Raw genomic sequence first — 23,391 nt, 5'->3', positions numbered from 1 at the left:
CGGGCATAAGGACAAGGAGAACATCATGTCGCTGCGTGAACAGATATCCGGCCAGTTCGTACAATCGTTTGGCGAACGCAACGGGGCGCCGGCCGCGCCAGGCGGAATGGCGCGTGCCGCCTACCAGACACTGAAGCGCGAGGTACACCTGACGGTGCTCGATCGAGTCGAACTCGAACGGATCTCGCGGCTTCCGGTTGACCAGGTTCGTCAAGAAATTAGCGCACTGATCGGGCGTATCCTCGAAGAGGGCCGCGCCCCCGTCAACGACCTCGAACGCAAGCAGCTCGTCACCGACGTATACGACGAAATGTTCGGCTTCGGCCCGCTCGAAGCACTGCTGCGCGACCCAACCGTCTCGGACATTCTCGTCAATACGTCGAAGCAGACCTACGTAGAACGCAAGGGGCGGCTCGAACTGACCGACATCACGTTTTACGACGACGCGCATTTGATGAAGGTGATCGAGAAGATCGTATCGCGCGTAGGCCGGCGTATCGACGAATCGAGCCCGATGGTCGATGCGCGCTTGCCCGATGGCTCGCGTGTCAACGCGATCATTCCGCCATCCGCCATCGACGGCCCGCTTGTCTCCATCCGGCGTTTCGCCGTCAACCCGCTGCAGATGTCGGACCTCGTCAACCTGCAAACGTTGACACCGCCAATGGCCGATCTGCTTGATGCTCTCGCGCGCGCGAAGGTCAACATTCTTGTCTCCGGCGGCACGGGCAGCGGCAAGACCACACTCCTCAATATTTTGTCGGGCTTTATTCCGGCCGATGAACGCATCGTCACCATCGAAGACGCGGCAGAACTGCAGCTGCGCCAGCCTCATGTGCTGCGGCTGGAGACACGTCCGCCGAACATCGAAGGACGGGGCGAGATCACGCAGCGCACGCTCGTGCGCAACGCGCTGCGCATGCGCCCTGATCGCATCATCCTCGGCGAAGTGCGAGGTGCTGAAGCGCTCGACATGCTTGCAGCGATGAACACGGGTCACGAAGGTTCGCTTGCGACGATCCACGCCAATACGCCACGCGACGCACTAAGCCGGTTGGAAAACATGATCAACCTCGGCGGCATGGGCCTGCCACCGAAGACGATGCGCCAGCAAATCGCCTCCGCGATATCGGTGGTGATTCAAGCGACGCGTCTCACCGATGGCCGACGCAAGATCATCAGCATTCAGGAATTGACCGGCATGGAGGGCGAGATCATCAACATGCAGGAAATATTCACGTTCAAGCGTACCGGTGTCGATAAAAGCGGCACGGTGCAAGGCCATTTCTGCGCGACCGGTGTGAGGCCGAAGTTTGCCGAGCGCCTGCAGGCATTCGGCATCAGCCTGCCCGACGAACTCTACGACCCGGCGCGTCGCTTCGAGACGACCTGAGTCACTATCCCGACCCGGCCCGATGCTTAGGAGGCCTTATGGATTCGATTTTTTACACTTTCATCATCTTGCTCTTCGTAGCTGTCGTGCTGGCGATCGAAAGCTCGTACCTTTGGTGGAACAGCCGCCATGGTCCCGCCGCGCAGCGCATCGAATCGCGTATTCGCGCGCTGTCGGCCGGTGGGCAGGTTGCAAAAGAGCGGCTGACGATTCTCAAAGAACGCATGTTGCGCGATGCGGCTCCGCTGGAAAAGCTGCTGATGCGCATGCCGCGCATGCAAACGCTCGATCTGATGATCCAGCAATCGGGCATGAGCTGGTCCGTATCGAAGCTGGTGGTGGCCAGTATCGCCCTCCCGCTCGTCGTGCTCGCGGGCGTCATGGTGTTGCCGGTGCCTATCGTCTTTGCCGCCGCGGCAGCGCTCCCGTGCGGCGCACTGCCCTACTTTCTTGTGAGTCGTCGCCGCGCGAAGCGGCTCCTCAAGCTCGAAAAGCAGTTGCCCGACGCCGCGGACACGATCAGCCGCGCACTGCGTGCGGGCCATTCATTCCCGAGTGCGATCGGCATGGTGAGCGCCGAATTCGCGGAACCGATGGCCGGCGAATTTCGCATCATGTTCGACGAGATCAACTACGGCGTGCCGCTTAACGACGCATTGATGAATCTGGCCAAACGCGTGCCGATTCGCGACTTACGCTACTTCGTCATCGCCGTGCTGATCCAGCGTGAAACCGGCGGCAATCTCGCGGAAGTGCTCGACGGCATCGCGATGCTGATCCGCGAGCGGTTCAAACTTTTCGACAAAGTCCGCGTGCTGTCGGCCGAAGGCAAGATGTCGGCGTGGGTGTTAGGGCTGCTGCCATTCGTGACGGGCGGCGCGATGTTGGTCTTGAATCGCGCGTTCCTCGAGGTGCTGTGGACCGATCCGGCCGGGCTGAAAGTGATAGGCGTGATGGCGGCGCTGATGTTGATCGGCATCTATTCGATGCGGCGCATCATTCGCATTCGCGTATAGCAGCATGCTCATGTTACGAAGGGGAAGGAGAATTCATCATGCAATCGCCTAACGCCGTAAACCTTTTGCTGCTGATCGGGCTGTTCGCTTTCGTCTGTGCGAGCGTCTTCGGCGTCATGTTGATCTTCGCACCGCGCGATTTGACGAAGCGCATCGAACAAGCAGGCGGCAAAGTACGTGCAGCCGCCGCGGCGGGCACGGACACCGCCTCCACGGGCAGCGTCTGGCTCCAGAAGATCGCCGACATCTCTCAGCCAATCGCGAAGCTTTCCATTCCTAAGGAAGGTTGGGAAAACTCGCTGCTGCACGTTCAGTTGATGAACGCAGGCTGGCGCTCGCCCAACGCGGCGGCCGTTTATTTCGCCGCAAAAACCGCGCTCGCACTCCTGCTGCCGATGATCGCTCTTCCATGGCTCGCCGGTTCCTCATTGGCCGCGACGCCGATGACGCTATCCGCGGTGCTGGTCGGGCTGGGCGGCATCGGTTACTACTTGCCGAATGTGGTCCTCAAGCGGCGTGTGAAATGGCGCAAACGCGCGATGTTTGAAGACTTCCCCGATGCACTCGATCTTCTGACCGTCTGCATCGAGGCAGGGCTCAGCCTTGACGCCGGCCTGATGAAAGTCAGCGAGGAAATCAAACTCAGAAGCGAAGTGGTGGCAAGCGAACTCGACTTGCTGCTGTTGGAAATGCGCTCGGGCTTCACTCGCGAAAAAGCGCTGCGCAATCTTTCGCTGCGCACCGGCGTCGAGGACATCGATTCATTCGCAACGATGCTGATTCAAGCCGAACGTTTCGGTACGAGTATCGCTGACTCGCTACGCGTGCTTTCCGATACGCTGCGCACGCGGCGACGCATGCGGGCAGAAGAGCAGGCAGCCAAGATCGCGCTGAAATTGCTGCTGCCGCTCGCGTTCTGTATTTTCCCGGCGCTGCTGACCGTATTGCTCGGCCCGGCCTTCATTCACGTCTATCGGATTTTGCTGCCGACGATGACAGGCGCAGGCGGTGGTTAGCGCCTCGTAAGGCTTCTGCAGCAATCTTCTCTTTCGCTCGTTCCGGCCCGGCATTGCCCGGGCCGGCTGCGTTTTGCGCGCCGCTCGCCGGACGTATGCTTCCGGTCGAAGGCCAGCTAGGCGAACGTAGCTTGTTTCATGATGGACCGAGGGACGTGATCTCACATCTGGCGAATCATAAACTCGTCAAACAGAGGCACCGAGAACGCGATGAGACCGTGTTCGGGTGAGTAAATCATGCCCTTTTTGATGAGGCTGTCGCGCACTGGCCCAAGCGACTTGGCACTCTTCTTCGCACGTTTGGCAACATCGGCAGACTTGTAAGTACCGTCACCCATTTGGGCCAGCGCAAACATATACTCGCGCTCCGCAGGCGTAGTGCGATCGAAGCGGACGCGAAAGAACGACTTGTCCAACTTCGTAATAGAACGTGCCGTTGCTTCTTTAGCGTCGTTGACCGTGATTTCCGAACCTGGCGCCGCGGACCACGCGTTATAACCCCACTCTTGCAAAAAGTACGGATAGCCCTTGGTTTCGTTGACGATTTCGGCCAGAGCATCATCGCTGATAGTCGCACCTTCTTCGTGCACGGGCGCGCGGATCGCTTCGCACGCGTCACTTTCTGCGAGTCGATCGAGAGGAACAAAATCAAATAGGCGCTCCGCATAGCTCTTCGCTTCGCCGGACATGCCCGGTAGCTGCGGGAGCCCCGCACCGAAAAACACCAACGGTAAGTTCGCCTGGGTAATGCTGTGTACAGCTCGATAGAGGATGCCGAGATCTTTTTTATCGAGGTACTGCATTTCATCGATGAGAAACGCGAGAGGGCGGCCCACACTTTTAGCCGCCTCTCCGAGCGCTTTGAGCAGGTCGGAGAGATCCCGTTCGAGATTGCCGGAATCGGCCTTGCCGGGCTCGGGATCCACATCGATGCTAAGCGCACCGTCGCCAAATTCGATTTTCACTTTGCCGATGAAGCTGCGGAGTATCCGCAGGCCACGCTTTACCGCATCGACGGACTTAGCCACGCTATCCAGTTGTAGCAAAGCTGCGCGTAGTGTGGGCGTGATCATGTCGACGAGGCTCTGCCCGTCCTGGGCCTCGAGCATCTCGGTCAGGTAATTGAGGTTCTCAGCCTTTTCCTTGATGTCCGCCAGCAAAACCGTTTTGCCCACTCCGCGAAGGCCGTAATAGATAAACGACCGCTCGTAGCGACCGTTCTTGATGCGATTGAGCGTGAGCAGGGCGCCGTCGAGTTGATCCTTACGACCGGCCAACTCCGGGGGCTGAATGCCCGCGCCAGGGTTAAAGGGGTTGCGGTTTGGGTCCATAGCTCGATGGCCTAATCTAAAAATATCTAGCGAAGTCTAACGAAAATAGACTAGACCCGGCTAGATTTTCTTAGCTTTCGGAGAAACGAGGGTCGCCCTTCCCCCTTGTGTACCGCAGCAAAGCTGATGTTTTATTACGAATGCAGATGCGGATCATTCTTATTTGCATTGACTAACGAGATAAGCCTCAGTACGATGCCCGGGGTTTCGCCGCGACTCACCGCCGAGCCGCGCGTGAACGCGAAGTATTGCCAGCCGCATCGCAGCGCTGATACAAATTAATAAGGACGCCTGATGAACATTAGCCCCTGGGCCGAGCGACGCATCTGCGCTTGGTCACTGCGCCGCTGCGCGGCGTCGGTCGCGCTTGCCTGCGCATCGTTCGCAACCACCCAAGTGCATGCAGCCGATGCCACGCCTGCCTCCGACTCAGCAGCAGCGTCGGCATCAGCCTCACCATCCGCCGTCGATCAACCCAAGACGCTCTGGACGCGCGACACCTTGCTCGGCGACATGGGCGGCTTGCGTCCGTGGCTCGGCAACTATGGCGTGACGCTGAACCTCGTGGAAACGAGCGAATATCTAGCGAATCTGCGCGGCGGCTTGAAGCGCGGCGGCACTTACGACGGCGTCACGACGATGACGCTCGGTGTCGATACCGATAAGGCTTTCGGCCTCAAAGGCGGCCAATTCAATATCAGTGCATTGCAGATTCACGGCCGACATCTGAGTCAACACAACCTCGGCACGCTCAATACAGCAAGCGGAATCGAAGCACAGGACACGACGCGGCTCTGGGAGCTCTGGTACCAGCAATCGCTGTTGAACGAGCGTGTCGACGTGAAGGTCGGCCAGCAAGCGATCGATCAAGAGTTCATGACGAGCCAATACGCGAGCACGTTCATCGGCACGATGTTCGGCTGGCCGGGCGTGCCGTCCTACGACATGCCGAGCGGCGGCCCGGCTTATCCGTTGGCCGCGCTTGGCGTACGCGTACGTGGCCGCATTACGCCATCGCTGACGGCCATGGCGGGCGTCTTCGACGGCGATCCGCTCGGCAACAATCCAGACAATCTGCGCGGCACGAATTTCAATCTGCATAACGGTGCGCTCTATATCGGCGAGCTGCAATATGCGATTAATCAGCCGGCAGAAGGCGACAGCGCGCCCGGCAGCGCGAAGCCCAGCGGCCTGCCCGGCACCTATAAGCTCGGCGTCTGGTACAACAACGAACGCTTCGCCGACCAGCGTTCCGACACGAGCGGACAGCATCTCGGCAACTACAGCTTCTATGCGGTGGCCGATCAAATGGTCTGGCGCCCCGATCCTGGCGGGGCACGCAGCGTCGGCGTGTTCGCGCGCGTGATGGCAGCGCCCGGCGATCGCAACCTCGCGAGCGTCAGCGCGAACGTGGGGGTGGTCATGAAGGCGCCTTTTGCGGGTCGCGATAACGACAGCGTCGGTCTCGGTCTGGCCTACATCAAGGTGGGCAGCCATGCGCGAGCGTTCGACATTGATCAGGGCTACGTGCCCCGCGGTAGCGAAACCGCGCTTGAGGCAACGTATCAATATCAAGTCGCGCCATGGTGGGTCGTTCAGGGAGATCTGCAATATACGTTCAATGCAGGCGCGGGGCAAAATCCGAACGTGCCGACACAGGCGCTGCGTAATACCTTTGTCGTCGGCGTGCGCACCAATATCACGTTCTGAGCATCGGGCATAACGGGCGCACGGCGTAGCACGAACGCGTAACGCATGGCATATTCATGCGGTGCCGTTCGTGCCATGCATGTAACAAGGAGCCTGCCGTGATTCGCAAAACGCTCAATGCGTCCCGTTTGCAGAACGAGGTCAACCGCCGCATTCATCGCGTTCATGAAATCGTCGAGGACGGGGTCAAGATTCGCGTGCCGCGCCCACAAAAGCAACCGCCCGATGCATCTGGATGCAATTGGACGATGAAGCATTTCGGCAATGCGATCGGTTACGAGCGTGTCGTCGATGAAGTGCTGAAAGCCGTGCGTGCCGAATACAACCTTGGCGATGCGGACAATGCCAAAGACATCAACAGTCTTTTCGGTGAGTAGTATTTCGCGGGCAACGAGCGCGCCTCTCGGGCCTGTTCACACGTTCGTCGATGCATCGCTCTTCGGTGCTTCAAGCTTGGTCTCAGTGCCGGGCCGACGTATCCGCGCGGGTGCGGGGCGAACGTGAACCTGCGGGAAACCGTGCAGCAACAGTTTGACGGCCGTACGCAGTTGCCCCATCCGATGCCCGAACGAGAGCGCACGCCATAAGCGTGCCGCATCGAAATCGGCGTAATGCGCTTCGTCGTCGATCAGCGATTTACTACCCGGTAGATGCAAAAACGCGCATCGGCTGAACCAATAAAGGTTCCGATACGTGTTGCCGGGCCAATGCCGCCCGACCGCCTGATAGGCCCCGACCTCGACCAACGGGCATCCGTCTTCCGCCATCAGCGATAACGCGGACGAAATAAACGCTTCGTCGCCGTTGTGGTGCAAGTGGCCGATTTCGCCGACGTATCGGCCGAAACATGCTTTGCCTCGTTCGACGAGCCGGTCGAGAAAAGCGGGCGTGCAAAGCAAGAACTCGCCGCCGTACCAGCGCGGATTGAGCAGCGTGCGGCCCGCGACGCGGTCAAGATCCGCAATAACCCTATCGCTGCCGTATGCAGGAAATACTTGGTCGGAAATATCGAAAACACCAGCACCGAGGCTCGCCACGCGATCGAGCAACTCCGGGCTCAGTGGCCGCATCGCCACCATATCGGTATCGAGCAGCAGAAACAGCGCATTGCGCGGTAGGCTTCGCGCCGCCTGCGTCATCAGATCGAGCTTGAAATGTGCGGCGTAAAACGGCGTACTTTTGGGCAAATCGCTACGCGAGACTTGCAGCATGTGGACCGCCGGCGGCACGACGTCGGGGATGTCAGCGAGCACAGCGTTCACCGCATCGATTGCATTCGTATAGATATTCAGGCGCGGCATGCCGGCACGTAGCAAAGAGCGATTCAAACACACGGCTTGCCGGACGTACGTGCTCGGATCCTTGGCGCGACAATTCGGGCTGCTGGCAGCGGCGCTGTCGAGATAGACGAGCGCAGACGGAACAAGCGCCGACAAAGCCGTTCGCCGCCGCTCCTGAGCGAGCCAAGAATCACGTGTGTTCATCGTCATTTGCGCTTGTTTTTGCCGCCCCGGCTTCATGATGACCGCAAGGCGTGTGCCCGCCGTCCGTGCTTGCTTGTTGCACCGGCCTCGTGCGACCTCGTGCGCAGACAGTTCTTCGCAACGATTATCGGCATCTTCGCCTTCCCCTATTCGCCATGTTTTCGCTATCGAACGCCCAATGTGCGGGGCTGCCTGATCAGCCGAGCGACGCATTTGCGAGACAATGGCGGAATTCGTTGCCTTTTCGTCGCTATTACGAACATGCCCTTCGCTTTCTTCCGCCCCGGTACGCTCTGGGCCACCATCGTCGATCGATCGCGGCACGCGCTGGCAACGGGCGCATTGCATTCGATCGAAACGGTGTCCACGACCATCGAAGACGGCGGCGTGTCATTCATCGTCCGGCAAGTTTCCAGTCTGGCTCGCAAGGCGCAGCGGCGCGCGGCGGGACCCAACACTGGCCTCCACGTATCGTCCGACCCGTTCGCGCCATATGAGCCCGATCTTTTCGTGGCCGATATTTCGCCTACCCATATTGCGCTGTTGAACAAGTTCAACGTGATCGATTATCACTTGTTGGTCGTTACGCGTGCGTTCGAGGAACAACAAACGCTGCTCGGTTTGGTCGACTTCGAGGCATGGTGTGCTTGTCTTGCCGAATTCGATGGGCTCGGGTTTTATAACGGCGGCGTGGAAGCCGGCGCCAGTCAACGGCACAAGCACATGCAGATCGTGCCGCTGCCGATCGGCGATGGGCAGGTGCTGCTGCCTATCGCGCCGCTGATCGCCGCGGCGCAAACGGTCAACGGCATCGGCAAGCTACCTGCACTGCCGTTTGCGCACGCCTTCGCCCGGCTGCAACCCAGCGGCTCGCACGAGCAAGCTGCGCGCGTTTCGCTTGATTGCTACTTGCGCTTGATGGAAGCGCTCGATCTGCACGACCGTAGCGGCGGTGCGGCAGCGCGCCAGCGTGGCCCCTATAACTTGCTGCTAACGCGACACTGGATGCTGGCGGTACCCCGCACAATGGAAAGCGTCGACGCGATTTCAATCAATGCGCTGGGCTTTGCGGGCTCACTTTTTGTGCACAATGTCGCGCAAATGGACCACGTTCGGAAGCTGGGGCCGATGACGCTGCTGCAGCGCGTTGCGCGCGGACGCTAACGTGACCGTAGCGAACGTCGACTGGTTTCAGGTATAGCCGCTTCATTTACTACGGACTCCTTATCAATGTCGTTGCCCCACCTTGGTCTTGCCGCCTGCAAGCGGTTAGCACTCGCCGCACTTTGCCTCGGGTTGGCGGCATGCGCCGCGCACACCCCCACCACGCATAGTGCGCCGTACCGCGATCCGATCGAGCTCTTTCCGATGGATGCGTACGATCAGACCGTCGATCATTGGACCGACCCTGCAAGCCCCGGCTACGACACACCGTTTTTCAGCGAGCAACAGCAGCGTGCACATCTCGACTCGCTCTACGCGCACTATTTCGGCCTGCAACCGCACGACGCGTCACCATGGAATCCGGCGTTCATCGCCGAGCATGTCTACGGACAAGGCGGCCGCGACATCGTCGATTTGCAGTTGCGCCGAATCGGCGGCTACGACAACGAGGGCAAGCGACCCGAGCGTATCGGCTATGGGCAGAACTATCGTCCGCACACATCGGCGTGGATCGATGCCATCGAAGCAAACATGGACGTCGCACAATTCGCGCGCGCTCCTCGGTATGCCGCGGCGGCACGTGCCATTGCAACGGACAACCTGCTCGTGCGAGAGTTGCCGACAGCCGACCCGTCGTTCTATTCGCGGCGCTTGGCCGGCGAAGGCTATCCGTTCGATAACCTGCAAATCACGGCGGTTCGCCCGGGCACGCCGCTCTATCTTCTCGGACACAGTGCCGACCGCGCATGGGACTATGTGCAGACGCCGGACGTGCAGGGATGGGTTCAGACCGGCGGTGTTGCTCTAATAGACGATGCTTTCGCCAATAGCTGGCGCGCGCATGCACGCACTGCATGGGCGGCGGTAATCGCTGCCATAGCGCCGGTCCGTGATGACGCGGGCATCTTCCGCTTCAACGCACCAGCGGGCACACTGCTGCCGCTCGCCACGCAAGCGCCGGCAGGTGCGCCCGGCAGTTATGACGTGCTCCTACCCGCCCGCGATATCGACGCTCATGCCGTGATTCGCCAAGCGCGCATGCCTGCCGCGCAGGTCGCACCGATGCCGTTCGCTGCCACGCCCAGACACTTGGCACTCCTAATCAAATCGCTGATCGGGCGCCCATACGGATGGGGTAATGCCGGTTTTTATAACGACTGCTCTTCCGAGCTGCAAAGCATCTTCGCGGCGTTCGGGGTCTGGCTGCCGCGCCATTCGTCGACGCAGGTCAGCGCCGGCAGCGTAACGGATTTGTCCGACGCGCCGCCAGACAAACGTATCGCCTACCTCGTGCAGCATGGCGCGCCGATGCGCACCCTCGTCTATATCCGCGGCCACATCATGCTCTATCTCGGCAATGTAATTCGCGACGGCCATACGGTGCCGCTCGTCTATCAGGATATCTGGGGCCTGCGTCCTGCCAATGACAGCCGGCGCGCCGTGATCGGCGGCTCGGTGATCTTTCCGCTTTTACTTAGGATTCCTGAGGATTCGTCACTGCAATCGCTTGCAGCGACACCCGTCTTCCAGATCAGCATCCTCGGCGCGCCTAGCGGCAGTTCGCCCGCTCCCGATGAGGCGCATCCGGCGAACTGACCATTGGCTCCGACGTTATTGAGGCAAGGCCTCGCCGCGCGTCTCGGGTGCAAATGGAATGATGAAGAGCCCGATGACGAAGGCAATCGCCGTCAGCGCGACAGGTATTCCGAGCGTATGCATCTGGAGCACGGCTGCGCCAAGCAGGAAATTGACACCCGCACCGACGAAGCGGCCAATCGATGTGCAAAACGCGAATGCGGTTGCACGCACGCGCGTTTCGAATTGCTCGGGTAGCCACAGGCTGAAGAGCGCAAAGTTGCCGCCAAAAAATCCAAGCGCAAAAAGCCAGGCGATGAAAGGCGCGAGCCCGTTCGGCAAATAAAACGCCCAGCCGAAACTCGCAACGATCGAAACAGCCATGCCACTGAAATACACCGCAAGTGTCTTCTTGCGACCAATGCGTTCCGCAAGCGGCGGCAACGCAAGGCAGCCGAGAATTGTGCCGATCGACAGCAGCCCCGTTGCGAGCGACGCCGTCTTGATCGCTTCTCCCTTACTCATGCCGGCCTTGAGCGCGAGCTGGATGACGGCGGACGGCTCATAGACCGCGCCGGCCCACAGCCCAACGATGGCAATCGTCAGCAGTGCGCAGGCCACCCAGGTGCGGCGCCGATAACCCGTGCCAAGAATTTCGCGCAGCGGCCGCGCGCGCACCGCATTCGCTTCGGCCTTCTGCCATTTTTCGGGCTCTTTCACACGCATCAGAATAAAGATGGCAACGACAACCGGCACCGCACCCGTCAAAAACATCGCGCGCCAGCCGAAATGCACGCCCACCGTGTAGTTGAGCGCGGCAGCCAGGAAAAATCCGGCGTAGTAGCCCGTTTGCAAATAGCCGGCTCCCATCTTGCGGCGGTCCTCCGGCCAAGCCTCGGCCACATAGGTGCCGGCAAGCGCCCATTCGCCGCCAATGCCGATACCGGCGAGGAACCGATAGATGCCCAGTTGCCAGACATCGTGGGCAGTAGCCGCGAGGCCTGTGAAAATCGCAAACATGAAGATGGTGCTCGCCAGCACTTTCGTGCGGCCAAAGCGGTCGGCCAACGGTCCCCAGATGAACGATAGCCCCCAACCGACGAGAAAGAGTGCGAAGAGAATCGAACCAGCAAGCCCGATATTGGCTGGCGTCGCCGCATAGCCGGAGCGCGGCAACAACTCAGTCAGCGCGGGCGTGAGCACGAGCGCGTAGATGAACGAATCCATTCCATCGAGCGTCCATCCTGCCCAAGCACCCCAAAAGCCCGCGATCTGCGAGCGGTTGAGCGGCGTGCGGCGCCGCGCTGCACGGGCACTTTCTATCATTGAACTCATCTGAATCCTCCAGAGATGCGGTTTCACAACTGACCGGTGACCGGACCGGCAATGAAGCAGGGTTTGCCCGATTTCCTATCGAATATTTTGTATATAATATCGACCATCATGAATGAAGCAACGGATCGTTTTCCCTTAGGCGTCGGCAATGCGTTGCCGCTCGCGGCCATTTCGGTCGCGCCCCGTACCAGCGCATCGAAAATGGTGGCGGACGCATTGCGCTCGGCGATTGTCGACGGCACGTTGGCGCCCGGTGCGCCGTTACGGCAAGACGCCGTTGCGCGACACTTTTCGGTCAGTGCGATTCCCGTGCGCGAGGCGTTGCGGCAGCTCGAAAGCGAAGGTTGGACGAAGGTCGAAATGCATAAAGGCGCCACCGTGGCGCCACTATCGGCCGATGAAGCCCGCGAGATCTACGAGATCCGTGCCGCACTCGAAAGCCTTGCCGTTGCGTGTGCCATTGCTGCTCATACGGATGCAACGTTGCGCGAGGCGCAGGCGTTTTGCGACGCCGCGCGCTCCGAGGCCGACCCCGCGCTTTATGTCGCGCGCAATGAGGCGTTTCATATGAGTTTGTATGCGCCAGCGGCGCGTCCTCAACTGCTCGAACTCATTACTACGCTGCATCGTCGAGGCGAACGCTACTTGCGCGTGAAATTCGGTTTGCCCGATCACAAGACCGTGTCGGATCGCGAACATGCGGCATTGATGCGGGCGGTGCGCCGCCGCGATGTGCAAACGGCGCAGAAATTGCTCACTGAACATTTGCTCGGCACGGGCGAGCTGCTTTATCGGCTGCTGCAAGAGAGCGCAACGGATGCGCTCGCGCGCAAGGGCAAAACAACACGCGTACCGCGCGACGCGTCCCCGTTCACTTCCTTCAAGGCATGAGCGGGCACACGTTGCTTTATGAGCGTTGCTTCAAGAACCGATACACGAGCCGATGCCCCGATGACCTCTCGATCCGATATGCCCGCCGCACGCTGCTGGACCACCATGCGCGACGAAAAGGCCCGACGTCTGGCCGCTGTTGCGCCCTGGCTCGAGGCGGGCGTGCTGCCGCGCACGCGTATCGTCGATGCGCTTGAACTACTGATTCGCCCCGGCGATCGAGTAGCGCTCGAGGGCGACAACCAGAAGCAAGCGGATTTTCTCTCGCGTTCGCTCGCACAAGTGGACCCGAGCGAGGTGCACGACGTGCATCTGCTGATCTCGAGCATCAGTCGGCCCGAACATTTGACGCTGTTCGAACGCGGCATTGCGCGCACCGTCGATTTCTCGTTCGCCGGGCCGCAAAGCCTGCGCGTCGCGCAACTGCTCGAAGACAAGCAGCTCGAAATCGGTGCGATCAATACCTACGTCGAGTTGTACGCGCGTATGTTCGTCGACCTTTCACCGCGCGTCGCACTGCTATGCGCCGATAAAGCGGACCGTGACGGCAATCTTTATACAGGACCGAATACCGAAGACACGCCGACCATTGCCGAAGCCGCGGCCTTTCGACACGGCATCGTCATTGTTCAGGTGAACGAAATAGTTGATGTGCTGCCGCGCGTGGACATCCCCGGCTCGTGGGTCGACATCGTCGTCGAAGCGGACCGGCCGTTCGCGGTCGAGCCGTTGTTCACGCGCGACCCGCGCCATATCGGCGACTTGCAAGTGTTGACCGCGATGATGGTCATTCGCGGCATCTACGAAGCGTACGGCGTGACGTCGCTCAACCACGGCATCGGTTTCGATACCGCGGCAATCGAGCTGATTTTGCCGACGTACGGAGCCGAACTCGGACTCAAAGGCAAGATCTGCCGCAACTGGACGCTGAACCCCCACCCCACGCTGATCCCCGCGATCGAATCGGGCTGGGTCGACAGCGTGCACTGCTTCGGTAGCGAAGTCGGCATGGAAAACTATATCGCCGCACGCTCCGATATCTTTTTCACGGGCCGTGACGGCAGCCTGCGCTCGAACCGTGTGCTGTGCCAGTTGGCGGGCCAGTATGGTGTCGATCTGTTCATCGGTTCGACATTGCAAATCGATGCGGATGCGAACTCATCGACGGTCACACACGGACGTCTGGCCGGTTTCGGCGGCGCGCCGAACATGGGCCATGATCCGCGCGGACGCAGACATGCGAGTGCGCCGTGGCTCGAGTTGCTCACGTCAGAAGCACAGGCTAGCGGCGCGACCAATGCGAACATCGCGCGAGGCCACAAGCTCGTCGTGCAACTGGCGGAGACCTATAAGAAAGGCGGCGAGCCGACGTTCGTCGACGAACTCGATGCAGTTGCGGTGGGCATTAAAAACGGCATGCCGATCGCCCCTGTGATGATTTATGGCGACGACGTCAGTCATGTCGTGACGGAAGAAGGGATCGCGTATTTGCATAAGGCGCAGGGTTTCGAAGAACGTCGCGCAGCCGTGGCGGCAGTCGCAGGCGTCACGCCAGTCGGCTTGCGCGCGCAGCCCGCGCGCACGGCCGAATTGCGTCGGCGCGGTATCGTTGCCTATCCCGAAGATCTCGGCATCAAGCGCGCGCAAGCGAAGCGCTCGCTGCTCGCCGCGCGCAGCATCGACGATCTCGTGGCATGGTCGGGCGGCCTGTACGCACCGCCTGCGCGTTTCAGGAGCTGGTAGCCGATGCACGCGACGACGATACGCCATCCCACTCACGCGGCGCAGCATACGCCGGCGAACGATGCCGACGATCTGAGCCGGTGCCTCGCAGCATTCGCCGTCGATGCGCTCGTCGAAGAGGCCCACCTCACCCCGAAGCCCGCGCTAGTCGATCGGCGCGGCAGCGGTGCGCATCGCGACCTCGACCTCGAACGCATGATCCGCTCCGCACACGCGCTCGAAACAACGTTTGCCGAATTGGCGCGCGCATCGCGCGGACAGCGCCCCTCGGCTCGGCTTCGCACCGAACTCGCGGCCATCGGGCGCGCCGGCGAAGCCGCGATGATGGAAGCGACTGGCGGCAGTAATGCGCATCGCGGTGCGATCTGGATCGTCGGACTGTTAGTTGCGGGCGCAACGATTTCTCGTGCTCGTTTCGATACCGCGCCGGGCGCATGGTGTCCTCGTCAGGTGTCCGCACTGGCCGCGCAAGTCGCCTGCTTTCCCGATTGTGCAAGCGCAACTGCGTCGATCGTTTCTCAAAGCAATGGCTCGCGCGTACGCGAGCGTTACGGCGTGGGCGGCGCACGCCGCGAAGCGCAAGACGGTTTTCCGCATGTCATCGGGGCCGGTTTGCCCACGCTCGTTGCATCTCGGCGCCGCGGCCATGGCGAAAGTGCCGCGCGCATCGATGCGCTGCTCGCCATCATGGCGACACTCGACGACACCTGTTTGCTGCACCGCGCAGGCGAGCCTGCGCTCGACACTGCCAAGCGCGGCGCGAGCGAAGTGCTTGCAAATGGCGGCAGTGCGACGTTGGCTGGACGCGCGGCGCTTTACAGGCTCGAACGCGCACTGCTCGCGATGAACGCATCGCCGGGCGGCGCGGCCGACTTGCTCGCCGCTACCTTATTCATCGACAAACTGGTGCGATATGGCGCCAGTGGGAGCCCTCGTAAATGGAACAGCTGAAGTTCGACTATCGCGCGCAACGCGCCGTGACGGCGCGCGCGCATGTCGGCGTGGTCGGTTCGGGCGATCTCGAAGTCCTGCTCTCGCCAAATGATGCGATGCGCGCGCAGGTCACCATCAATACGAGTGTCGACGGCTACGGGCACATCTGGAAAAGTGTGCTCGACAGATTTTTCACCCGCTATGACGGCGCCGCCATCATCGAAATCAACGATTTCGGTGCGACGCCGGGCGTCGTGGCTTTGCGTTTGGCCGAAGCGGTGGAAGCAGTCGAGGCGTCCGATGCTATCGAACCAGGAGACACGCAATGACGCACCGCGCAGCCGATACACCGGCCTTCATTGCGCGCGAAAGTTTTATCGAGTTGACCGCACGCGAGCGCGCGCGCGCGTTGCTCGACGCGGGCTCGTTCCGCGAGTTGCTCGGTCCGTTCGACCGGCTCACCTCGCCGTGGTTGCCGATGCAAGGCATCGTGTGCCAGGCCGATGACGGTGCTGTGATTGCACGCGGCACGATCGACGGCCAGCCGGCCGTGGTGGCCGCTATCGAATCGGCATTCCAAGGTGGCAGCATCGGCGAGGTATCCGGCAGCAAGATTGCGGCCGCGCTCGAACTCGCGCTGCGCGAGTGCGAGCAAGGGCGGCCCATGCGCGCGCTGCTCGTCTTCGAAACCGGCGGCGTACGCCTACAGGAAGCCAACCTCGGTCTTGCCGTGATTGCCGAAATCCAATCGGCCATCATTGCGTTGCGTCGACATGTTCCCGTGATCGGCGTCATCGCAGGCATGGTCGGGTGTTTTGGCGGCATGTCGCTCGCGGCGGCGCTTTGCACGCGGCTTGTGATGACGCGTCAGGGACGCCTGGGCATGAACGGCCCGGAAGTCATCGAACAGGAAGCCGGCATCGAGGAACTCGATGCCGGCGATCGGCTGCGTATCTGGCAATTGATTGGCGGTGCGCAGCGCGTGGCGTCGGGCCTCGCCGATATGCTCGTCGAGGATGACGCGAGCGCAATCGCTACCGCCGTGCATGTGGCGTTCGCGCGAGGTGTGCCGCCCGAACACCGTAGCGAGGCAGTGGACGGCTACGTCGCCAAGCTTGCACAGATCGATCCGGCAACGATCACGCCCGGGGCGATGCGCGCAATATTCCGCTCCTGCGCTGGTGATAGTGACGGCACGGGCGCCGACGGCAGCGGCGGCAGCGCATGCGGCATCGAATCCTCCAATAGTAAGGACTGCTAATGAACGATACGACGACGACGCGCGGTGAACGCTGGCTGCATGCGCTTGCCGGCGAATCGGCCACTGCGGCTCCGGTGTGGTCTGCCGACGCACCGCTCGGCGATACACTCGCGCGTTTCGTCGCCATCGTCCCCGATGCGCGCCAGCGTTTTCCGCGCGCAAAAGAAAATGTCGTTGGGCTCGAACAGGGCTGGCGGCTCGCGAAAGTCGTGCGCCAGGTTATCGAGCAAGACGCGAATGCCGCGCAACGGCGGCCCATTGTGGCGATCGTCGATGTAAAAAGCCAGGCTTACGGCTATCGCGAGGAAATGCTCGGCATTCATCTGGCCTGCGCCGCAGCCGTCGATGCCTACGCCACGGCGCGGTACGCCGGGCATCCGGTCGTCGCACTGATCGTCGGCCCGGCGATGTCCGGTGCGTTTCTCGCGCACGGCTATCAGGCCAACCGCATTCTCGCGCTCGACGCTCCGGGAACGATGGTCCACGCCATGGGCAAGGACGCGGCCGCACGCGTCACACGCCGCTCCACCGAGGCGCTCGATGCGCTCGGCGAAACGATTACGCCGATGTCCTACTCGCTGGCGTCGTTCGCCAAGCTCGGCTTGCTCGACCACTTGATCGACGGCGTCAATGCCGATGCGCCGACCGAGGAGCACATCGCGCGCGTGCGAAGCGCGCTGATCGACGCAGTGTCCAGTGCGCGCGCCGGCCCGCGCGATCTCTCGCACCGGCTTGCGAACGAAGCCGCGAAGACGACACGCGCCGCATCGATCGAGGTGCGACGCCGGCTGGCCATGCAATGGGATGCTTAATAAGGAGTCCTAAGCGAAGGACGCTGATCACAATCATGTCGATGCCGGTTGACACGCCACCGCTGATTCGCCCGCACGATCTGCTGAAGCTGCGGCGTTCGCCGCTGGCCGCGCAAGCGCCCGCATGGGCGCAAGATGCGTTTTCGGCCAGTCCTTACGCGGTTGTGCGCCGCGCGCCGCCCACCGCGGGGCAGATCGCGATCGGCCTGCGCGGCACCGCGCGCCATGAGCGGCTCGGCGCGTGGGCCGATATTCAGGACATCGAAACGATTATTACGCCCGAAGACCTGCGCGCGCTCGCCCCCCCACTCGCTCGCCATGGACTCGCTCCGTTCGTACTGCTGCGCCACCTCGCGAAAGCGGCGTGCCTCGCCAGCTATGAATGGGGGCCGACGGGCAGCACGGGTTTCGAGCTTGCGACGGGCGTCGCAACCGTCAGCGCATCGAGCGATCTGGACTTGGTGATCCGCACCCGTTGCGCGTTGCAGCGCGGCACCGCGGCCGCGTTGCATGCGCATCTGCAAGCGCATGCCGCGTCCGTCGGCATTCGCATCGATGCGCAGTTGGAAACGCCCGCCGGTGCAATCGCGCTTGCCGAGTGGGCAACGGATACGCCGCGCGTGATGCTTCGCACTCCTAACGGTCCGCGCCTGATCGCCGATCCATGGACCATCGACAGTGTCGATCACTGCACGCCGGGGGCTGCCTGATGCTCGCCTGCCAATTTCCCGGGCAAGGTTCGCAAAGCCCCGGCTTCTTGCATCGTCTGCCCGCGCATCCCGTTGTGGACGCCACCCTCGCCGAAGCGTCCGACGTGCTCTCGGTTGACGTGCTAACGCTCGATACCCAACAGGCGCTGCGCTTGAATGTGGCCGTTCAGATCGGTCTGGTCGTGGCGGGCGTTGCCACCGCGCGTCGATTGGCCGATGCGGGGTTCGATATCGAACAGTCGGCGGGGCTATCGGTGGGTGCGTATGCGGCTGCGGTTACATGTGGCGCGCTGTCGTTCCCCGATGCACTTCGGCTCGTAAAGAAACGAGCGGAGCTGATGGAAAACGCCTATCCCACCGGCTACGGGCTTGCCGCCATCGACGGCCTGACCGAGCAGCAAATCGAAACCCTCGCGAACGACGATTCATCGAGCGACGCGGCCGAACACGTCTACATCGGCAATGTCAATGCGCCGAGGCAGATCGTCGTGGCCGGCTCGGATGCGGCCCTCGCGGCATTCGCCGCACGCGCGCTTGCTGCGGGTGCGCACCGCGCCAAACGCCTTGCCGTTAGCGTACCGTCGCATTGCGAACTGCTCGCAGCGGCAGCGGACGAGCTGGTCGACTTCGCGGCCGGGATACCGTTTCAGGCACCACGCGCCGTCTACATCGGCAACCGTAGCGCGCGCGCTCTGCGCTCGCCGGAGGCTGTTCGCGCCGACCTCGCAACCAATATGCGTTATACGGTGCGCTGGTTCGATGCGCTAACGGCAATGATCGAGCTCGGTGCGACGGTACTCGTCGAAGCACCGCCGGGCCAGGTGCTGACCTCGATCGCGACGGCCGCGTATCCCGGGGTCACCGCGTTGAGCGCATGCGCCATCGCCGATGATCGCCTGATCCCGATTCTCAAGCGGCGCCTCGATACCGCCTAAGCGCTCCTATCCCTCTGCCATCACTGCCCTATGGCGGATTCGTTGCCAGCCAAGGTACACTCGCTGCGGACCGTACCCGGGCGAAACTTGTCTGCGGTATGGCTGCCAAGGCTCCCGCGCTTGACGCGCATGAGCGTCTTTCACTATCGTAGGGCTCGTCGGGACGGCAAGCGCGGCATCGAGGCACGTAATAAATGGCGGAGACAAAAAGTAATAGCGTAAGGACCGATACTATCGCGCAATTCACGCGGCGCATCTTGCGCTGGGCCGGCCCGCGCGCACTCGTGCTGGGAGCAACGGTCGTTGCGGCCGTGATGGTCGTGCTTTGTATGACCGTGCTATATGAAGGCCGCGTCGACGCACAACAACGAGCAGAAGAGATATCGAAAAGTCTGGCGTTGATCGCGGAGCGCGATATCAAGCGCAATTTTGAACTCTATTCATTATCGCTGCAGGCCGTCGTCGACGGCATGAACGAACCGGACCTGATGGCATTGCCACCGCGCATACGCCAGGAGATGCTGTTCGATCGCGCAGCGACGGCGCAGTACCTCGGCTCGCTGCTCGTGCTCGATGCAAGCGGCAATATCGTCATGGACGCGGCTCACGAAATACCGCGAAAGGGAAATTTTGCCGATCGCCCGTATTTTGTGGCTCAACGCGATAATCCGAACGCTGGCCTCTATATCAGTGACCCATTTCGTTCGCGGCTGCGCGCGCAATCGCCGAGCATCGCTTTGACTCGGCGCATTTCGCGCCCAGACGGTTCGTTTGCCGGCGTCGCGTTGATTGCGGTGGACCTCGAATATTTTCATAACTTGTTCGCGGGGCTTGCCCTTGGGCCACACGGTTCGATGTCGTTGATACGCGACGACGGCGTGATGATCATGCGGCAACCGTACGATGACAAAATCATCGGCCGCAATATCCGTAATGCCAGCACCTTCCGCAGATTCATGCAGGCGACCGAAGGCAGCTTTTCGGAAACCGCCTCCATCGATGGCGTGCGTCGGCTCTATTACTTCAAACACTTGCACGGTCTACCGTTGATCCTGATGGTGGCGCAAGGCGAGCAAGACATATACGCGAGGTGGCAGCGCCGCGCGCTTCCGCTCGTGGGCCTCATGGTGGTGCTGGCATTGTCGTTCGTTGCACTGTCGATCATCTTGAGCCGACAACTGCGGCGGCGCCTCGTTGCCGAATCCGAGCTGCAGTTGCTGGCACGCGTCGACGGCCTGACGGGGCTCAACAACCGGCGCACGCTCGGTGAAATTCTCGACCGCGAATGGCGGCAAGCGCGCCGCACCCGCCGCGCCTTTTCGCTGCTGTTTGCCGATATCGATCACTTCAAGGCGTACAACGATACCTACGGGCATCAGGCGGGAGACAATGCGTTGCTCGAAGTGGCCCGCTGCATCAGCGCGAATATCCGGCTGCCGAACGACAGTGCAGCCCGCTATGGCGGCGAGGAATTCATCGTCGTGCTGCCCGATACACCGGCAAGCGGCGCGGCGCAAATTGCCGAGCGCATTCGCAATGCGATCACAAACCTCGGCATCGAGCACGCGGGCAGCGAGTTCGGCCGTGTCACGGCTAGCATCGGCCTTGCCACCTGGGAGCCCGGCGCGGATAGCAGCGCCGAGACCGACGCCGACGTGAGCAAGATGATCAAAGCCGCCGACGAGGCGCTCTACATGGCGAAGGCCACTGGCCGCAACAAGGTGGCGCCGGTGGCGCCAGTGACGGCCGCTTGAGCTGATCGTAACGTAATGATTCGCTCGGGGACGCTTGCTTCGTACTCCTAACGATCAATCAAGCGATCTTGAACTCGATCGACCCAAACCCTTCGATCTCGCCGCGCACCGTACCTGGCGCCTTCGCCATATAAAGCGGCGTATAAGAACCTGTCGTCAGCACCGTACGAGCGGCGATGGTGTGCCCGGAGCGCAATGTCTGTGCAACGAGCCACGCGACGAGGCGGCGCGGATCGCCGGCAGGGTGTCGCGCGCGGCCGCTGAATATCTCGTGATCGCCGCAACGAAACGTGACCTGCGGCGAAGCAAAATCGAACGTGCGATCGTAAGGCCGAGTGTCACCGATCACGAGTGCGCCATTGTTCTGCAAATCGGCCAGTTGCAGCAGTGGGTTGACCTTCGGCCACGCTTCGAAGCGGCTGTCGACCACTTCGACGACGACCGACATCGTATCGATGAAGTCGAGTGCGTCTTCGGTCCGTTCAGCGAAGGACTGATCGATATCCTGAGCGAAGCTGAATGCAATCTCGAGTTCGAGCCCAACGCGTGCATAGTCCGCCAAGCGGATGCCCGTTGCCGCACCGAACACTCTGGAAGCAGGCAGGGGCGCGTACTGCGGCTCGGCCTCGGGCGAGCCGGCACCGATCTTGTAGCCGGCGCATGTGCCGAGTTCAGCGAGCACCAACTGCTGCACGACGCGGGCCTCTTCAACGTCGGCGAGCTTTAGCTCGCTCGTTCGTGCGGAATCGATCAACGTGTGAGTGTGATGGGCGTCGATCAGTTGCGTGGCGAGCGATTGCGTCGGGGTCATGGCGTTGCGTCTCCTGGATTCGAATGGCCAGCGTTCGGCCATATTCGGCCGGCCAAACGCCATGTCAGGATACGCCCCTTGCAAACAATGGGCCATGCTTGCCATGCATGCGGCAGCGCCTCGGGCGGACGCGGCACGCTCGGAATTCAGAACTTGTGGCGAATGCCGACGCGGCCCACCACCTGCTTCGAACTGCTCGACAAATCGGCCGCTCCGGGTACATAGGCCTGATCGAGGCTGGAGCCGGTCGAATCGCCGGCCACTTTTTGGAACGCGCCTTGGATATAAACGTCGGTTCGCTTCGAGAGGTTGTAATCGGCCATCAATCCGAACGAATGGATTTTTGGCTTCGCGCTGCCAAGCGAGGTGTTGTAGCGCTCGAGTGTATAGACGTATTGCGCGCCGACATATAGCGCGGACGTCAGTTGATATTTGCCGTTGATTTCGAAGTTCTGAAAGCGGACCGACGTCACCGTGGCGCCGGCAAGCGGCCCCGTTATCGGCGCCACCGTTTCGCCTGTCGTCGTTTGGTTCAGATAGCCGTTGCCGGTTGGATCGCGCACGTCGGTATTGGTGTAGACGAAGCCCGCCGTAGCGGGACCGAATGTGTAATTGACGCCGCCGCCAAAAATGCGCAAGCGGTTCGCAACAAAATCGGTATCGCCGCCGTTGTTGATTGCGCCGCCCGCCGTCGCCGACGGATTATTCGCCTGCAAATAGGCTGCTGCAACGAGCAAGCCGCCATTCGCATATTGTCCGCCCACGCTGTACTGGCGATTATTGGCAAAGTTGGTGCTGTTGCTAAAGCTGTAGGTTCCGCCAAATTGAAAGCCCGCGAAATCAGGGCTCATGTACTTGACGGTATTGTTGACGCGAAACGTATTGTCGGTGTTGTCGTTATCGTACGGGTGCGAAAACATATAGCCGGCCCAATTGCCATTGGCCGTGGTCGGTGCGAGGAAGTCGACGAGCGAATCGTATTGACGCCCGAGCGTGATGGTGCCGAATGAATCACTCGCAAGACCGACGTAAGCTTGGCGGCCGAATTGGAGACCGCCCTGCCCAAGGCGGCCGTTGTTCACATTGAATCCGTTTTCCAACTGAAACACGGCCTTGAGGCCGCCACCGAGCGCTTCGGAGCCTTTCAGCCCCCAGCGGCTACCCTGCACAAAACCGCTTTGCAATTCGTAGTTGTGATGGCCGAGCACGTTGTTCGTGAAATCGAAGCCCTCGTCGATCAGGCCATACAACGTCACGCTGTTTTGCGCAAACGCCGGCGTCACGCATGCGCTCGCAATTGTGAGCACTGCGACATGCTTTTTCATACCGCCTCCCATCCCAACGGCCCGATCGAGTTCTTATGGTTTGCTGCCACTGCCAGAATATTTACACGGCCAAAACCGACGCGTCCATCGTAAAACGTTCCCGGCACGGTCGTTCGTTGCTTGCCGCCCACGCGGCGATCGAACAACTGTTCAAAAGGCAGTTCGATATGCGCCAAATTGGCGCATAAAATG

General features: G+C 61.2%; 21 protein-coding genes. 16 read left to right on the top strand and 5 right to left on the bottom strand.

Translation table 11 applies throughout. The features are described 5' to 3' along the window. Positions 1-25: 25 nt before the first annotated feature. Genes ACSQ20_RS26285 through ACSQ20_RS26275 form a run of 3 tightly spaced genes read left to right on the top strand, consistent with a single transcriptional unit; the run spans position 26 to position 3,425 of the window. On the top strand, positions 26-1,393 hold the full coding sequence (locus ACSQ20_RS26285; protein ID WP_436025694.1) for a CpaF family protein: 1,368 nt from the start codon (positions 26-28) through the stop codon (positions 1,391-1,393). Positions 1,394-1,431: 38 nt separating this feature from the next. Beyond that, positions 1,432-2,409, top strand: coding sequence for a type II secretion system F family protein (locus tag ACSQ20_RS26280; protein ID WP_436025692.1), 978 nt, complete (start codon positions 1,432-1,434; stop codon positions 2,407-2,409). 38 nt (positions 2,410-2,447) lie between these two features. Beyond that, a complete protein-coding gene (locus ACSQ20_RS26275) occupies positions 2,448-3,425 on the top strand; it encodes a type II secretion system F family protein (RefSeq protein ID WP_436025690.1) in 978 nt (325 codons plus the stop codon). 161 nt (positions 3,426-3,586) lie between these two features. Here the strand turns inward: ACSQ20_RS26275 and ACSQ20_RS26270 are convergent, their stop codons facing one another. Next, a complete protein-coding gene (locus ACSQ20_RS26270) occupies positions 3,587-4,756 on the bottom strand; it encodes an AAA family ATPase (RefSeq protein ID WP_436025688.1) in 1,170 nt (389 codons plus the stop codon). Between the two features lie 294 nt (positions 4,757-5,050). On the opposite strand from ACSQ20_RS26270, the gene ACSQ20_RS26265 reads away from it, so the two are divergent. Continuing rightward, on the top strand, positions 5,051-6,466 hold the full coding sequence (locus ACSQ20_RS26265; protein WP_436025686.1) for a carbohydrate porin: 1,416 nt from the start codon (positions 5,051-5,053) through the stop codon (positions 6,464-6,466). A gap of 98 nt (positions 6,467-6,564) precedes the next feature. After that, entirely contained in the window at positions 6,565-6,843 is a 279-nt protein-coding gene (locus ACSQ20_RS26260) for a hypothetical protein (protein ID WP_436025685.1), read from the top strand. Positions 6,844-6,879: 36 nt separating this feature from the next. On the opposite strand, the gene ACSQ20_RS26255 is transcribed toward ACSQ20_RS26260, so the two are convergent. Continuing rightward, positions 6,880-7,950, bottom strand: coding sequence for a hypothetical protein (locus ACSQ20_RS26255; protein ID WP_436025684.1), 1,071 nt, complete (start codon positions 7,948-7,950; stop codon positions 6,880-6,882). A gap of 261 nt (positions 7,951-8,211) precedes the next feature. On the opposite strand from ACSQ20_RS26255, the gene ACSQ20_RS26250 reads away from it, so the two are divergent. Next, positions 8,212-9,114, top strand: a complete 903-nt coding sequence (locus ACSQ20_RS26250; RefSeq protein ID WP_436025683.1) for an ATP adenylyltransferase family protein — start codon at positions 8,212-8,214, stop codon at positions 9,112-9,114. 66 nt (positions 9,115-9,180) lie between these two features. After that, entirely contained in the window at positions 9,181-10,710 is a 1,530-nt protein-coding gene (locus tag ACSQ20_RS26245; RefSeq protein WP_436025681.1) for an SH3 domain-containing protein, read from the top strand. 15 nt (positions 10,711-10,725) lie between these two features. On the opposite strand, the gene ACSQ20_RS26240 is transcribed toward ACSQ20_RS26245, so the two are convergent. After that, positions 10,726-12,024, bottom strand: a complete 1,299-nt coding sequence (locus ACSQ20_RS26240; protein ID WP_436025679.1) for an MFS transporter — start codon at positions 12,022-12,024, stop codon at positions 10,726-10,728. A gap of 108 nt (positions 12,025-12,132) precedes the next feature. Here ACSQ20_RS26240 and ACSQ20_RS26235 point away from each other — a divergent pair, with 108 nt between their 5' ends. From ACSQ20_RS26235 to ACSQ20_RS26195, 9 genes are all read left to right on the top strand, one after another. Next, the gene (locus ACSQ20_RS26235; protein ID WP_436025677.1) at positions 12,133-12,915 is read left to right on the top strand and encodes a GntR family transcriptional regulator; all 783 of its coding nucleotides are present in this window, start codon (positions 12,133-12,135) and stop codon (positions 12,913-12,915) included. Between the two features lie 60 nt (positions 12,916-12,975). Further along, positions 12,976-14,658 carry a malonate decarboxylase subunit alpha gene (gene mdcA, locus ACSQ20_RS26230; RefSeq protein WP_436025675.1) on the top strand — a complete coding sequence of 561 codons (1,683 nt, stop codon included), beginning with the start codon at positions 12,976-12,978 and terminating at the stop codon, positions 14,656-14,658. Positions 14,659-14,661: 3 nt separating this feature from the next. Further along, positions 14,662-15,609: a triphosphoribosyl-dephospho-CoA synthase gene (locus ACSQ20_RS26225; RefSeq protein ID WP_436025673.1), complete on the top strand. Its 948-nt coding sequence runs from the start codon at positions 14,662-14,664 to the stop codon at positions 15,607-15,609. Beyond that, positions 15,597-15,920, top strand: coding sequence for a malonate decarboxylase subunit delta (locus tag ACSQ20_RS26220; protein ID WP_436025671.1), 324 nt, complete (start codon positions 15,597-15,599; stop codon positions 15,918-15,920). The genes ACSQ20_RS26225 and ACSQ20_RS26220 overlap by 13 nt, the downstream gene beginning before the upstream one ends. Then, on the top strand, positions 15,917-16,852 hold the full coding sequence (locus tag ACSQ20_RS26215; protein WP_436025670.1) for a biotin-independent malonate decarboxylase subunit beta: 936 nt from the start codon (positions 15,917-15,919) through the stop codon (positions 16,850-16,852). The genes ACSQ20_RS26220 and ACSQ20_RS26215 overlap by 4 nt, the downstream gene beginning before the upstream one ends. Further along, the gene (gene mdcE / locus ACSQ20_RS26210; protein ID WP_436025668.1) at positions 16,852-17,664 is read left to right on the top strand and encodes a biotin-independent malonate decarboxylase subunit gamma; all 813 of its coding nucleotides are present in this window, start codon (positions 16,852-16,854) and stop codon (positions 17,662-17,664) included. Before ACSQ20_RS26215 ends, mdcE begins: the two co-directional genes overlap by 1 nt. Before the next feature lie 35 nt (positions 17,665-17,699). Continuing rightward, complete coding sequence (locus ACSQ20_RS26205) at positions 17,700-18,374, top strand: malonate decarboxylase holo-ACP synthase (protein WP_436025666.1); 675 nt, start codon at positions 17,700-17,702, stop codon at positions 18,372-18,374. Beyond that, positions 18,374-19,309, top strand: coding sequence for a malonate decarboxylase subunit epsilon (gene mdcH / locus ACSQ20_RS26200; RefSeq protein WP_436025664.1), 936 nt, complete (start codon positions 18,374-18,376; stop codon positions 19,307-19,309). The genes ACSQ20_RS26205 and mdcH overlap by 1 nt, the downstream gene beginning before the upstream one ends. A gap of 194 nt (positions 19,310-19,503) precedes the next feature. Further along, entirely contained in the window at positions 19,504-21,063 is a 1,560-nt protein-coding gene (locus ACSQ20_RS26195; protein ID WP_436025662.1) for a sensor domain-containing diguanylate cyclase, read from the top strand. Between the two features lie 58 nt (positions 21,064-21,121). On the opposite strand, the gene ACSQ20_RS26190 is transcribed toward ACSQ20_RS26195, so the two are convergent. Together ACSQ20_RS26190 and ACSQ20_RS26185 are read right to left on the bottom strand one after the other, a co-directional pair. Then, positions 21,122-21,874 carry a 2-keto-4-pentenoate hydratase gene (locus ACSQ20_RS26190; protein WP_436025660.1) on the bottom strand — a complete coding sequence of 251 codons (753 nt, stop codon included), beginning with the start codon at positions 21,872-21,874 and terminating at the stop codon, positions 21,122-21,124. A 146-nt stretch (positions 21,875-22,020) separates the two neighbouring features. Continuing rightward, the gene (locus ACSQ20_RS26185) at positions 22,021-23,199 is read right to left on the bottom strand and encodes a porin (protein WP_436025658.1); all 1,179 of its coding nucleotides are present in this window, start codon (positions 23,197-23,199) and stop codon (positions 22,021-22,023) included. Positions 23,200-23,391 lie beyond the last annotated feature (192 nt).

The organism is Trinickia sp. LjRoot230 (genome assembly GCF_964253315.1).
Classification (GTDB): domain Bacteria; phylum Pseudomonadota; class Gammaproteobacteria; order Burkholderiales; family Burkholderiaceae; genus Trinickia.
The sequence above is the reverse complement of the archived record's forward strand: the minus strand, read 5'-3'. Positions and strand labels throughout refer to the sequence as shown.